The organism is Nocardia sp. NPDC046473, from assembly GCF_040645995.1.
GTDB lineage: Bacteria > Actinomycetota > Actinomycetes > Mycobacteriales > Mycobacteriaceae > Nocardia.
In genome coordinates, this window is the sequence record NZ_JBEYZJ010000007.1 from 457,784 (window position 1) to 471,427 (window position 13,644).

The 13,644-nt window shown below is 68.5% G+C and carries 11 protein-coding genes; 7 read left to right on the forward strand and 4 right to left on the reverse strand.

Annotated features, from left to right (window positions below; all coding sequences use genetic code 11):
* Positions 1–21: 21 nt before the first annotated feature.
* Positions 22–1,518 carry a phospho-sugar mutase gene (locus ABZ942_RS26885; RefSeq protein WP_357386564.1) on the reverse strand — a complete coding sequence of 499 codons (1,497 nt, stop codon included), beginning with the start codon at positions 1,516–1,518 and terminating at the stop codon, positions 22–24.
* Complete coding sequence (locus tag ABZ942_RS26890) at positions 1,519–2,298, reverse strand: purine-nucleoside phosphorylase (protein WP_357386566.1); 780 nt, start codon at positions 2,296–2,298, stop codon at positions 1,519–1,521.
* A 231-nt stretch (positions 2,299–2,529) separates the two neighbouring features.
* On the opposite strand from ABZ942_RS26890, the gene ABZ942_RS26895 reads away from it, so the two are divergent.
* The 3 genes from ABZ942_RS26895 to ABZ942_RS26905 all read left to right on the forward strand — a co-directional run bounded on the left by ABZ942_RS26895 (position 2,530) and on the right by ABZ942_RS26905 (position 5,957).
* Entirely contained in the window at positions 2,530–3,234 is a 705-nt protein-coding gene (locus ABZ942_RS26895) for an enoyl-CoA hydratase-related protein (protein ID WP_357386568.1), read from the forward strand.
* A 213-nt stretch (positions 3,235–3,447) separates the two neighbouring features.
* Positions 3,448–4,701: a M20 family metallopeptidase gene (locus tag ABZ942_RS26900; RefSeq protein ID WP_357386858.1), complete on the forward strand. Its 1,254-nt coding sequence runs from the start codon at positions 3,448–3,450 to the stop codon at positions 4,699–4,701.
* Entirely contained in the window at positions 4,698–5,957 is a 1,260-nt protein-coding gene (locus ABZ942_RS26905) for a M20 family metallopeptidase (protein ID WP_357386570.1), read from the forward strand. The genes ABZ942_RS26900 and ABZ942_RS26905 overlap by 4 nt, the downstream gene beginning before the upstream one ends.
* A 70-nt stretch (positions 5,958–6,027) precedes the next feature.
* Here the strand turns inward: ABZ942_RS26905 and ABZ942_RS26910 are convergent, their stop codons facing one another.
* Positions 6,028–6,501 (reverse strand): gamma-glutamylcyclotransferase, encoded by a 474-nt coding sequence (locus ABZ942_RS26910; protein WP_150404309.1) that lies wholly within the window; start codon positions 6,499–6,501, stop codon positions 6,028–6,030.
* Positions 6,502–6,714: 213 nt separating this feature from the next.
* Here ABZ942_RS26910 and ABZ942_RS26915 point away from each other — a divergent pair, with 213 nt between their 5' ends.
* From ABZ942_RS26915 to ABZ942_RS26930, 4 genes are all read left to right on the forward strand, one after another.
* Positions 6,715–8,118 (forward strand): NAD(P)H-quinone dehydrogenase, encoded by a 1,404-nt coding sequence (locus tag ABZ942_RS26915; RefSeq protein ID WP_357386572.1) that lies wholly within the window; start codon positions 6,715–6,717, stop codon positions 8,116–8,118.
* 321 nt (positions 8,119–8,439) lie between these two features.
* Positions 8,440–9,501, forward strand: coding sequence for a hypothetical protein (locus ABZ942_RS26920; protein WP_357386574.1), 1,062 nt, complete (start codon positions 8,440–8,442; stop codon positions 9,499–9,501).
* A gap of 78 nt (positions 9,502–9,579) precedes the next feature.
* On the forward strand, positions 9,580–10,617 hold the full coding sequence (locus ABZ942_RS26925; RefSeq protein WP_357386576.1) for a hypothetical protein: 1,038 nt from the start codon (positions 9,580–9,582) through the stop codon (positions 10,615–10,617).
* Between the two features lie 94 nt (positions 10,618–10,711).
* Positions 10,712–11,887, forward strand: coding sequence for a PLP-dependent aminotransferase family protein (locus tag ABZ942_RS26930; RefSeq protein WP_357386578.1), 1,176 nt, complete (start codon positions 10,712–10,714; stop codon positions 11,885–11,887).
* A 24-nt stretch (positions 11,888–11,911) separates the two neighbouring features.
* Here the strand turns inward: ABZ942_RS26930 and glpK are convergent, their stop codons facing one another.
* Positions 11,912–13,411, reverse strand: coding sequence for a glycerol kinase GlpK (glpK, locus tag ABZ942_RS26935; RefSeq protein WP_357386580.1), 1,500 nt, complete (start codon positions 13,409–13,411; stop codon positions 11,912–11,914).
* Positions 13,412–13,644: the final 233 nt, after the last annotated feature.

Here is a 13,644-nt window from a genome sequence, read left to right on the forward strand (position 1 = left end):
CAACTGATGATGCCTGGGTGGTCAGAGCCCCTGGCAGTATTCGCGCAATGCGGAAAGGTGTTGTCCCGCAGTTGTCCTGGCGGCGGCGAGGTCGGCGTGGGCCGGGACCGGTGTCAGCACCTCGAGATAGCACTTGAGTTTCGGCTCGGTGCCGGACGGGCGGACCACGATGCGCGAGGTGCTGCCTTCGAAAACGAGTGCGTCGGTGCGCATCCGGCCGCGCACCTGGATCAGGTCGGCGTACTTGACCGGCTCGCCCGCGATCTCGTCCGGCGGGTTCGCGCGCAGCCGGGCCACCACGTCGGCGGCGGCCGCCGCCGAAGCCAGCCGCAGCGACACCTGATCGGTGCTGTGCAGGCCGAATTCGACGGCGTAATCGTCGAGTTGGTCGGTCAGGGTGCGGCCCGCCGACTTCAGGCGGGCGACCAGATCGGCGGCGAGGACGGCGGCCGAGATGCCGTCCTTGTCGCGGACGGTGGCCGGATCGACGCAGTGGCCGATCGCCTCCTCGTAGGCGTAGACCAGGCCGTCGCCGGCCCGGGCCAGCCATTTGAAGCCGGTGAGGGTCTCCGCGTAGCGGGCGCCGCGGGCCGGGGCGAGCTTGGACAGCAGCCGCGACGACACGATCGTGGTCGCGACCAGCGCGTCCTGCGGTGCGGTGCGCAGCACGCAGTCGCCGAGCAGCACGCCGGTCTCGTCACCGCGCAGCATTCGCCAGGTGTTGTCCGGCAACGGGATTCCCACCGCGCAGCGGTCGGCGTCGGGGTCGACGGCGATCGCCAAGTCCGCGCCGATCCGGCCGGCCAGGGCGAGCAGCAGATCGGTGGCGCCCGGCTCCTCCGGGTTCGGGAACGCGACGGTGGGGAAGTCCGGATCGGGCGCGAACTGCTCCTCGACCACGTGCACGTCGGTGAATCCCGCTGCGACAAGCGCCTGCACGACCAGGTCGCCGCCGACGCCGTGCAGCGGCGTGAACGCAATCCGGATCGGCGCACGCGCGCCGTCACCGCCGATCACCGCGGGCAGCGATGACACCCGGTGCAGATACCGCCGCACGATGTCGTCGTCCACCGGTTCGACCGGAGTAAGGGCGACGGGCTCGGTGACCGCGTCGATGCACCGCTCGATCTCGGTATCGGCGGGCGCGAGCAGCTGCGAGCCGCCGTCGAGATAGACCTTGTAGCCGTTGTCGGTGGCCGGATTGTGCGAGGCGGTGATCTGCACGCCCGCGACCGCGCCGAGCTCACGAACCGCGTACGCGACCACCGGAGTCGGCAGCGGCCGCGGCAGCAACGTCACCGGAAAGCCCGCCGCGGCAAAGATTTCCGCCGTCGCGGTGGCGAATTCGGCGGACCCGTGCCGCGCGTCGCGGCCGACGATCACCGCGCCGCCGCCGAGGCAGCGCCCGCGCAGCCATTCGACCAGGCCGGCGGTGGCCCTGGTCACCGTCGTGACGTTCATGCCGTCCGGACCGTCCTGCAGCGGTCCACGCAGACCGGCGGTGCCGAAGCGCAGCATCTACACCCGTTCCAGCACGCCGCGCAGCAGCTTGCCCAATCGCGGTGCGGCGGCGTGGCCCTCGGCGAGCACCTCGGCGTGCGAGAGATGTCCGCCGGTGACGCCCGCGGCCAGGTTGGTGACCAGCGAGATGCCGAGCACCCGGGCGCCGAGCGCGCGGCAGGCAATGGCCTCCAGCACGGTCGACATGCCGACCAGGTCGGCGCCCATGGTGCGCAGCATCCGGATCTCGGCCGGGGTCTCGTACTGCGGCCCGGTCAGGCCCGCGTACACGCCCTCGGTCAGGCTCGGGTCGATTTCCGTTGCCAGGGCCCGCAATTCGGGATCCCAGGCGTCGACGAGGTCGACGAAGGTGGCCCCGGTCAGCGGGGTGCGGCCGGTGAGATTCAGGTGATCGTTGATCAGCACCGGCTCGCCGACGCGCAGCCCTTCGCGGATTCCGCCTGCGGCGTTGGTGAGCAGCACGATCTCGACGCCCGCCGCGATGGCCGCGGTGACCGGGTGCACCACGTCGGCGGGTTGGTAGCCCTCGTACAGGTGCTGGCGGCCCATCAGCAGCAGCGTGGGCGTCGCGCCGACGGTGACCGAGTGGACCATCCCGCCGTGGCCCTGCGCGCTCGGCTTCCCGAACCCGGGCAGCTCCGCCATCGGCACCGACGCGACCGGCGTGCCGATCTCCGCGGCCGCCTCCTGCCAGCCCGAGCCGAGCACCACCGCAACCCGGTGACGCGGCACTCCAGTACGTTCGGCGATCGCCTCGGCGGCCTGTTCGGCAAGCATGTAGATCACTGTATTGGATTGCCGCGCTTGCGGCGCCGAGTGTGCGCGGCCTTCGTGCGCGCGTGGCGGAGCGGTCGACGCGCGTGTCGGTGGGCGGCGAGCCACGCCGGAACGATCCGAGCGTGGTGGTTGCGGGAGGCGCGCATGGTGGTTACGTGCCAGGTAGGCGCCTCGGTACACGAATGCTACCCACGAGTAGGGGAGTCGCCGTGCGCCGGATATTCTGCACCCATGCCGTATCTGGAACGTGATGGTGATGTCTTCGTCGTCTACCTCGGGAACGAGGGACAGACCGACAGCGAGAACCGCTTCCACCCCGACTGGATCGATGAGTTCCACGGTGTACTCGACAAGGTCGAGGACTCCGAGGGCCCGGCCGCACTGGTCACCGTGGCGACCGGCAAGTTCTACAGCAATGGCCTCGACACCGACTGGCTGTTCGGCAACCTGGGCAAGTCGCACGGCTACCTGGACCGCGTGCACTCGCTCTACACCCGGCTGCTGCAGTTCCCGATGCCGACGATCGCCGCGATCAACGGCCACGCCTTCGGGGCCGGCGCCATGCTGGCCACCTCGCACGACTTCCGGGTGATGCGCGCCGATCGCGGCTTCTACTGCCTGCCCGAGGTGCACCTCGGCATGCCGTTCACCGTCGGGATGAACGCCCTGCTCACCGAGCGGCTGTCCAATCAGGTCTGCGTGCAGGCGATGACCACCGGTTACCGCTACCCGGCCGACGAGGCGATCGCCGCGGGCATCGTCGACGGCAAGGCCGACGCGGAGTCGTTGCTGGCGACCGCCGTGGCCAGGGCCGCGGCACTGGCGAGCAATCGTAAGCCGAATCTGCCGGTGATCAAGCGCGCGCTGCACGCCAACGCGCTGGCCGGCCTCGCCGTGCCGACCACGCCGGAGAACCTCGTCTTCGCGACGGGATAACGCCGCGGCTGTCCGGTCGGCACACTCTGCGGCTCCGCCGAACGCAACGCCCTGAACTGCGATGATGCCGGGGAATTCGGCTCAGTGTGACCGGCCGGACAAATATGGGATGCGCTCGGTTTGCGGCCGAGTGCAACACTGTGTGCCATGCCACCACCGCGCAGCGGGCACCAGGAATCGCGCAGCGACTATGACGTCGCGCGCACCGATGCCATGCAGCAGTCGGACACGGCGATCAAGGCCGTCGTCGACCAGCTGATCGATCTTTCGCACTCGATTCACGCCGAGCCGGAGCTCGCGTTCGAGGAGACCAGAAGCGTCGCCAAGATCATCGCGCCGCTGGCCGAGCGCGGCTTCGAGGTCGCCGCCGGCGTCGCCGATCTGCCGACCGCGTTTCGCGCGAGCTTCGGCAGCGGCCCGCTCACCGTGGGCATCTGCGCGGAGTACGACGCGCTGCCCGGGATGGGACATGCCTGCGGGCACAACATCATTGCCGCCTCGGCGGTCGGCGCCGCGCTCGGCCTCGCCGAGGTCGCCGACGCGCTCGGACTCACCGTGCTCGTGCTCGGCACCCCCGCCGAGGAGAGTGGCGGCGGCAAGGTGCTGATGCTGGAGCGCGGCGTCTTCGATGACGTAGCGATGGCGATGATGGTGCATCCCGGTCCGTTCGACATCGTCGGCGCGCGTTCGCTGGCGATGGCCGACCTGTCCATCGTGTTCCACGGCCGCGAGGCGCACGCGAGCGCGGCGCCGGAACTGGGTCGCAACGCGGGCGACGCGGTCACCGTCACCCAGGTAGCTCTCGGCTTGCTGCGGCAGCATCTCCAGCCTGGCCAGCAACTTCACGGTATAGTCGGCGATGGTGGCGTGGCCCCCAACATCGTGCCCGGACGTGCGGAACTGCTGTATTACCTACGTGCAGTCGACTCCGCATCTCTCGACAATCTGATGCGACGAGCGTCGGCGTGTTTCGAGGCGGGTGCCCTTGCGACCGGCTGCACCCAGGAAATCCGGACTGTCGCGCCGACATATACCGAGCTGACACCCGATCCGGCGTTACTGTTTGCCTACCGCGAGCAGATAACCGGTTTGGGACGAGTGCCGATCGCACCCGAGCTCGAGGCACAGCGGCCGCTCGGAAGCACGGACATGGGCAACGTCACCAACGTCATTCCGGGCATCCACCCGGTCATCGGCATTGATGCCGGTGGCGCGGTGACGCACCAGCCCGGCTTCGCCGCGGCGAGCGTCAACGCTTCGGCGGATCGTGCGGTTGTCGATGGTGCGCTCGCACTCGCGCGTACCGCTATCGCCGCTGCCAGCGATGAAGAACAAAGAGACAGGTTGTTGCAACGGCTCGTTCAACGACAGGAGGACATTCAGGTGAGGGAGCGCAGCGAGCGCACCGGGGGCACAGCGCGCCCAGTGCGCACGGCGGAGCCGAGCGACAGCGAGGCGAAGGCGTGAGCACTACCGGCCGTTCGGCGGAACGGGCGACGGGCATGGATGCGGGTGCCTGCGCACTCGCGGAAGACCTGGCGGACATCGTATTGCCGAACACCGTAGGAACAGGTTTGGGATCAGTAGAAGGTTGGCTGGCCGAGCACGCATCGGACCTCGTGCAGTTTCGCCGACACATCCACGCCAACCCGGAACTGTCCCGCACCGAGTTCGCCACCACCGAATTCGTCTCGTCCTGGCTGATCAAGGCCGGTCTGACGCCGCAGCCGCTGCCGGGTGGCACCGGCATGATCTGCGACATCGGGCCGGACGGGCCGCGCATCGGCCTGCGCGCCGACATGGATGCGCTGCCGCTGCAGGAGTTCACCGGTCTCAGCTTCGCCTCTACCGTGCCCGGCGTCTCGCACGCCTGCGGGCACGACGCGCACACCACGATTCTGCTCGGCACCGCGCTCGCGCTGGCTGAGGTGCCCGAGCTGCCGGTCGGCGTGCGACTGGTGTTCCAGCCGGCCGAGGAGGTCATGCCCGGCGGCGCGATCGACGTGGTCGCCACCGGCGCGATGGAGGGCGTGGAGCGGATCTTCGCGCTGCACTGCGATCCGCGACTGGAAGTCGGCCGGGTCGGCATCCGGGTCGGCGCGATCACCTCGGCCGCCGACACGGTCGAGCTGGTGCTGGATTCGCCGGGCGGGCACACTTCGCGCCCGCATCTCACCAGCGATCTGGTCTACGCCATCGGCACCGTGATCACCGGCCTGCCCGGTCTGCTCAGCCGCCGCATCGACCCGCGCACCAGCACGGTAATGGTGTGGGGTGCGGTCAGTGCAGGCAAGGCGCCCAACGCGATTCCGCAGACCGGCATGCTCACCGGCACCGTCCGCACCGGCGATCACGCGACCTGGTCGCTGCTCGAGCCGATGGTGCGTGAGATCGTCGACGGCCTGCTCGCCCCGACCGGCGTGCGATACCAGCTGAACTACCGTCGCGGCGTGCCGCCGGTGGTCAACGACGAACAGTCCACCCGGATGTTCGAGGACGCGATCCGCAAGATCGGTCCGGACGCGCTGGCCGACACCATGCAATCCGGTGGTGGCGAAGACTTCTCGTGGTATCTGGAGGAGGTGCCGGGCGCGATGGCGCGGCTCGGCGTCTGGTCCGGGCACGGCGAGCAGCTGGATCTGCACCAGCCGACCTTCGACATCGACGAGCGGGCGCTCGCGGTGGGGGTGCGGGTGCTGACCAATATCGTGCTGAACGCCTAACCCGCGCTGCCGCATACTGATTCGAAACCACGACGTGGTCGGCCCCCGGGTCGGCCACGTCGTCCGTTGGTCAGCCGAAGTTGCCGGGGCCTACGTTGCGGCTGTTGCGCGTTCGCAGCGAATGCACGTAATCCTCGGGCGCACCGGCCTTTTCGGCCGCGTCCGCGATGACCCCGATATAGCGGGCCGAGGGCAGGCCGCCCTCGTAGGCGTCGAGCACGTACAGCCAGGACAGCGTGGGATCGGCGCCGCTCTCACTGCGGGTGACGCGCAGCCGGATCTTCTTGTGGATGCCGAAGTCCGAACCCTCCCAGCGGTCCAGCCGCTGCTCGTCTTCGGGCGACACGTCGTAGAGCACGACGAAAACTCGGGAGCCCGGCTCCTCGACCACCGTCGCCAGCGGTCCCTCCCAGCCGATGTCGTCACCAGCGAAGGTGAGCCGCCAGCCCTCCAACCAGCCCGTTCCGGACATGGGCGAGTGCGGACAGCGCTCGAGCATCTGGGTTGAGTCCATGTTGGACCCATAGGCGGCGTAGATCGGCACCACAGAAGGGTAGCCAATAACATCCGGGGATCGACTCTATCCCGGCCAGATGCGGCATTCCGGTGGCGCGTTCCGGGCGCGGCGACCGGGTAGAACCCGCATCGCGTAGCGATTCCGTGGGGGGTGGTGGCCGGGCGGCGGGTGGTCCTGCCTCGCCCGATAACGTTGACAGGTACCGGAGATCCCGGTGCGCAACCAGAAGCGGAGGTATCAATGACCCGCATAGCGATCATCGGTGGCGGACCGGCCGGTTACGAGGCGGCGCTGGTGGCAGCCCAGCACGGTGCGTCGGTGACGCTGATCGATAGCGACGGCATCGGCGGGGCTTGTGTCCTCTGGGACTGCGTCCCTTCGAAGACGTTCATCGCCTCTACCGGCGTGCGCACCGACCTGCGCCGCGCCCGCGATCTCGGCATCACCCTCGACCCGAACCAGGCGACGGTGCAACTGTCCGAGGTGAACGGCCGCGTCAAGGCGCTCGCCCTGGCCCAGTCCTCCGACATCAGGTCCAAGCTGCAGACCGTCGGTGTCACAGTGCTGGCCGGCCGCGCGGAGCTGACCGACGCGTCGACCGGGCTGGCCGCGCATCAGATCCTGGCCAAGCTGGCCGACGGCACCGAGGAGACCATCGAGGCCGAAGTTGTGTTGATCGCCACTGGAGCGAGCCCGCGCGTGTTGCCGGGTGCCGAGCCGGACGGCGAGCGGATCCTGAACTGGCGCCAGCTGTATGACTTGGCGGAGCTGCCGGAGACCCTGGTGGTGGTCGGTTCCGGTGTCACAGGCGCCGAATTCGTCTCCGCGTACACCGAAATGGGTGTGCGGGTTCGGCTGGTCTCCAGCCGCGACCGGGTGCTGCCCGGCGAGGACGCCGACGCGGCGCTGGTGCTGGAGGACGCACTCGCCGAACGCGGTGTCGAGCTGGTGAAGCACGCGCGCGCGGACGCGGTGGAGCGCACCGCCGAGGGCGTGGTCGTCAAGCTGTCCGACGGCCGGACCGTCGCCGGATCGCACGCCCTGATGACCGTCGGCTCTACGCCGAACACCGACGGCCTCGGCCTGGAGCGGGTCGGCATCGAACTCGATCGCGGCGGCTATCTGCGGGTCGACCGGGTCTCGCGGACCTCGGTGCCCGGCATCTACGCCGCCGGCGACTGCACCGGCCTGCTGCCGCTGGCCTCGGTGGCCGCGATGCAGGGCCGCATCGCGATGTACCACGCGCTCGGCGAGGGCGTCAGCCCGATCCGGCTGAAGACGGTGGCGTCCGCGGTGTTCACCCGCCCGGAGATCGCCACGGTCGGCGTGAGTCAGACCGCGATCGACAACGGCGAGACTCCGGCGCGCACCGTGATGCTGCCGCTGAACACCAACCCGAGGGCCAAGATGTCGGGCCTGCGTAGAGGTTTCGTGAAGATCTTCTGCCGCCCCGCCACCGGCGTGGTGATCGGTGGTGTGGTGGTGGCGCCGATCGCGTCCGAGCTGATCTTGCCGATCGCCCTTGCGGTGCAGAACAACCTGACCGTCAACGATCTCGCGCAGACCTTCTCGGTGTATCCGTCGCTGACCGGTTCGGTGACCGAGGCGGCTCGTCAGTTGATGCGGCACGACGACCTGGATTGATCACCCCGCCGAGACGCCGCAGCGACCAAGATTGACACGTCAGCTGAGGTGATTCGCCGACCTGGGTTGAATGGTCTTGCGGTTCAGCGCCGTTCGTGCAGCCTGAAGTTTTGATTCACATTGCTCATCAGGTCTACATATGGTTCACTTCCCGCAGAGATGCGATCGGCGGGCGGTCGCGTGGTTCGGTGTTCGGGGGGATGGCTCTTTTCCCAGTCGAAACGTCGAATGACCTTCGCGTCGTTCGACGACCGGGCGTCTCGTCAGAGACAACTGAGTGTGACTGAACTCCAGGTCACACCCGGGAAAGGGAAACGAAAAGTGAAACATCGTAAGCCGAGTCGGGCGCAGCGAGCGATGGCGAGCACCTCGTTGCCACTGGCCGCCGCGGCCGCCGTGGCCTCTCTTTTGGCAGCGCCGGCGGGGGCCGCTCCGAACGATCCGAGCATTCCACCCACCACCGCGCCGCCGAGCCCAGCTCCGGTGCAGCCGGGGACGAACGAGGCGCCGCCGAGTCCGGAGACCACCAAGCCGGATCCGAACAAGCCGGCCAATCCGCAGACGCCGACCCAGCCCGGCGTCACCACGCCGGGTCAGCCGGGCGTCAATACGCCGGACCCGGTCATGCCGAATCCGAACAAGGATCCGAAGCTGGCCCAGCCGACGCAGCCGGGTGTCACCACCCCGCGCGTCGCGCCGCTGCCGGTGCCGGGGCAGTCGGATCAGCCGCAGCCGGCGGTCGTGCCGAATACGCCGCCGGGGGACCAGAAGCCGGCCCAGCCGGGTGCCGCCACCCCGCAGCAGCCGGGTACGCCGACCCCGCAGACCACCCCGAAGACCCCGGGCGACGAGAACGCGCAGGCACAGCAGCCGGAGACGCTGATCCAGCCGCAGCAGCAGCCGCGCTGGCAGTCCCCGCAGCTCCAGGCCGCGCCGCCCGCCCCGGTCGTCGAGATGACCGGTCCGCATCAGGAGATCGGTGCGAACCTCGACGGCGGCGCGCTGCTGCCGGGTTACGTAGCCAACACGCACCACTTCAACAACCAGTCGGGTTACGTCGGCACCATCGGGTACCGCACCCCGGCCGGTGCCGGTGAGGCGGGTGTGTCGGTCGAATACGTCGACGCCAACACCGTCAAGGTCACCACCTACACCGGTGGCGTCGGCCTCGCCGACAACAAGACGATCTCCGTCTTCGACACCACCCAGGCCAACCTGGCCAAGGCGGCCGTCGAGGACTGGATCAAGGAGCAGCCGGGCGGTGCCGCGGCACTCGAAGCGGCCGCGCAGGTTAAACTTCCGCTGCAGCCGGGCGATCTCGCTCCGCAAACGGTCGATGTGGGTGGTGTCACCACCCAGTGGGGTGGTTCACTCCAGTACTGAGACTGACTGGGGCTGATTGACGGGTGGGGCGGTCGTTCGCGACCGCCCCATACGCGTGTCTTGGGGAAAGGATTGGGTGTGACCTCCGAGGGTGATCCGACGGAGAAGGAATCCGACGACCAGTCCGCGTCGGATTTCGGACCCCCGGTGGGCGAATTCGGCCCGCCTGTCTCAGAATTCGGACCTCCCGTCTCGGAATTCGGTCCACCTGTTTCCGAATTCGGTCCGCCGATGGGCGATACCGGCCCGCACTGGCAGGTGACGGAGCAGACGGGCGAGCATCCCGAGCTGGTCTGGCGGCCCGCCGACGCGGGCACGACCCCGCCGCCGCCCCCGCAGTACCGGGCGCCGGACTCGACCTCGTTCCCCGAGCCGCGGCCGACCCCGCCGCCGGTGCCGCCGCGACTGCCGCCCGTCGATCGTGAGCAGGCCACGGATCCGGACAAGGACTCGTGGTGGACCCGCCCGACCGACACCGGCAGCGTGCCGAAGCCGCCACCGCTGACCTCGCCGAGCCTGTCCTGGTCCGACGATCCGATCGCGAAGATGCTGGCGCCGACCACGCCGGCCGCCCCGCCGCCCCCGCCGAAGAAATCCGGCTCGCACACCGGTCGCAATGTGCTCGCAGGCATCCTGGCGGTGCTCATCCTGGTCGGGTTGACGGTGACCGTGATCATGGTGTCCAAGGGCAATGGCGGCGACAACTCGGCCCCGCCCGCCGCGAGCAGCAGTGCGGAGAAGAGCTGCCCGGCCGACAAGACCGGCAAGGTGACCATCGGCAACGGCAATGGCGACACCACCAGCGGGGCCAACGCGATCCTCGGTTTCCAGTACGCCTTCTACGTCGAGCGCAGCGGTGAGAAGGCCCGGCGGTTCGTCGCGCCCGATGCGGAGAACGTCTCGCCGGCCGATGTGATCCAGCACGGCATCGACACCGAGGTTCCGGCGGGCACCAAGCACTGCCTGCGGATCGCCGAGGTGGCCACCGACACGTTCAATGTGGACCTGACGCAGCGCAAGCCGGATGGCACGGAGACCATCTATCACCAGACCATCACCACCGCGGTCCGGGACGGAAAGGTGCTCGTCTACTCGATCAAGCCGCGGGAACTGTAGCCATTCTCAGTATATGGGAATAGTGTTTCATATATTGGTCGGCGGTATGCGAAAGTAGACTTTCGCATACCGTGGCGTCCGTTCGGAGGTTCCCTTGTCGCCGACCATCCCACCGCTCGCGGCCAAGCTCGGCGGTTTGCAGAGCTCGGCGATCCGTGACCTGCTGAAGCTCACCACGCGCGCCGAGATCATCGGCCTGGCCGGTGGGTTGCCCGACGCGGAACTGATGCCGCGCGAGCGGATCGCCGCCGCGGCCGACGCGGCACTGCGCAGCGCGGGCTGCCTGCAATACACCGAGTCGCCCGGCTGGCGGCCGCTGCGTGCGGTGCTCACCGAACGCGAAACGGCTCGGCTCGGCCGGGCGGTGGACATCGATGAGGTCTTCGTGACACATGGCTCGCAGCAGGCGCTTTCGCTGCTTGCCGAGGTGTTGCTCGATCCCGGCGCGCTGGTCGTCGTCGAGGATCCGGCGTATGTCGGTGCGCTGCAGGTCTTTCGGGCCGCCGGTGCGCGGATCGTCGCGGTGCCACTGGATGCCGAGGGCATGCGCACCGATGTGCTGGCGGATCTGCTGGCTCGCGGGGAACGCCCGGCCGTGGTGCACACGGTGAGCAACTTCCACAACCCGGGCGGCGTGACGATGAGCCCGCAACGCCGCGCCCACCTCGCCGAACTCGCTGACGCGCACGGCTTCTGGGTGATCGAGGACGATCCGTACGGTGAACTGTGGTTCGACACCCCCGTGCCCGCGCCGGTGGCGACCTACTCCCGCAACGTGATTCGGCTGTCGAGCGCCTCCAAGATCCTCGCGCCCGCACTGCGCGTCGGCTGGATGGTCGCGCCGGACCCGGTGTGTCGCGCGGTCGAACTGCTGAAACAGGGTGCGGATCTTTGTGGTTCGGCGTTGACCCACCAGATCACCGCCGAACTGCTCGCCGACGAAGCCTGGCTGACCGCACACGTCGACAACGTCCGCACCGTCTACGGCACTCGCGCCAAGTCCCTGGTGCACGCGGTGCGCACCCGGTTCGGCGACCGCGTGCGCTGCACCGACGCGACCGGCGGCATGTTCGTCTGGGCCGACTTCACCGACGGAACCGACACGCAGGCACTGCTACCGCGTGCCCTCGAGGCCGGTGTCGCCTACGTGCCAGGCTCCGCCTTCGCCGTCGACGGCGGCTACCGCAACTCGATGCGCATGTGCTTCACGACTTCGGACGCCGACACCCTGGCCGAGGCCGTGCAGCGGTTGGCCCGCGCCGCCGAATAGTCGATCCGCCACGCGGTGTGGCGGTCAGTCGGCCCAGTTGTAGGTGCGTTCGACGGCCTTGTTCCACGCCTTCAGATGTTCGTCGCGATCCTCGGCGGACATCGTCGGCTCCCAGGTCTTGTCGGCGGCCCAGTTCTCCCGGATGTCGTCGGTGCCCGACCAGTAGTCGACCGCGAGGCCCGCGGCGTAGGCGGCGCCGAGCGCGGTGGTCTCGTTGACGACCGGACGCACCACGGGCACGTCGAGGATGTCGGACTGGAACTGCATGAGCAGGTCGTTGCCGACCATGCCGCCGTCCACCTTCAGGGTGGTCAGTTCCAGATCGAGGTGCTCGGATTCAGCGTCGGCGCGCATCGCGTCGACCACCTCACGGGTCTGAAAAGCGGTGGACTCCAATATCGCTCGCGCCAGATGCGCCTTGTTCACGAACCGGGTGAGCCCGGCGATGACGCCGCGCGCGTCCGGCCGCCAGCGCGGCGCGAACAGCCCGGAGAACGCGGGCACGAAGTAGGCGCCGCCGTTGTCCTCGACGCTGCGGGCCAGCGGCTCGATCTCGTCCGCCGACGAGATGATGCCCAGGTTGTCCCGGAACCATTGCACCAGTGAGCCGGTCACCGCGATGGAGCCTTCCAGCGCGTACACGGCGGGCTCGTCGCCGAGCTGATAGCAGACGGTGGTGAGCAGCCCGTGCTTGCTGACCACGGGTGTGGTGCCGGTGTTGAGCAACATGAAATTGCCGGTGCCGTAAGTGTTCTTGGCCTCGCCGGGGATCAGGCAGGCCTGGCCGAAGGTGGCGGCCTGCTGGTCGCCGAGGATGCCCGCCACCGGGATCCCTTTCAGCGGACCGGAGGTGATCTCCGCGTAAACCTCGGAGGAGCTACGGATCTCGGGCAGCAGCGACTCCGGCACGCCGAACTCCGCGCAGATCTCCGAATCCCATTGCCGGGTATTCAGATCCATCAGCATGGTGCGCGAGGCGTTGGTGACGTCGGTGATGTGCTGACCGGTCAGGTTCCACAGCACCCAGCTGTCCATGGTGCCGAAACACAGCTCGCCCGCCTCGGCCCGCTTGCGCGCACCGTCGACGTTGTCCAGAATCCAGCGCAGCTTCGGCCCGGCGAAGTAGGTGGACAGCGGCAGACCGGTGCGCTCCTGGTAGCGGGTCGGCCCGATATCGCCGCCGAGCTCGGTGGTCAGCCGGTCGGTACGGGTGTCCTGCCAGACGATGGCGTGGTGAATCGGCTTGCCGCTGGCGCGATCCCACACCACCGTGGTCTCGCGCTGGTTGGTGACACCGACCGCCGCGATGTCGTCGCTGCTGAGCTTGTGCTGCCGCAGCACCTCACCGAGCACGAATTCGGTATTCTTCCAGATGGTTTCGGCGTCGTGCTCGACCCAGCCCCGACGTGGAAAGATCTGTTCGTGTTCCCGCTGGGCCACGCCGACGACGCGTCCCTGCCGATCGAAGATGATGCAGCGACTCGAAGTCGTGCCCTGGTCGATGGCGGCCACATAGCGACGCATTCGTGCAGGTTACTAAACAGACGGCGCGCTGTGTCCGATTGCGGCGTTCGCGGGTCCTGTCGCGGATCACATCGCCGTCCGGGTGCCGCTGGATTAGGGTCGGGTAGTGGTTACCGACGGGTAGTGCTGGACGACACGAGCGACGCCGTGATCGAAGAGATCCGAGGCCACTGGCATAGCCTGTAGCAAGAGCAGCTCGATCGAATGCCCGAATAAGACCACTACGTCGTCGA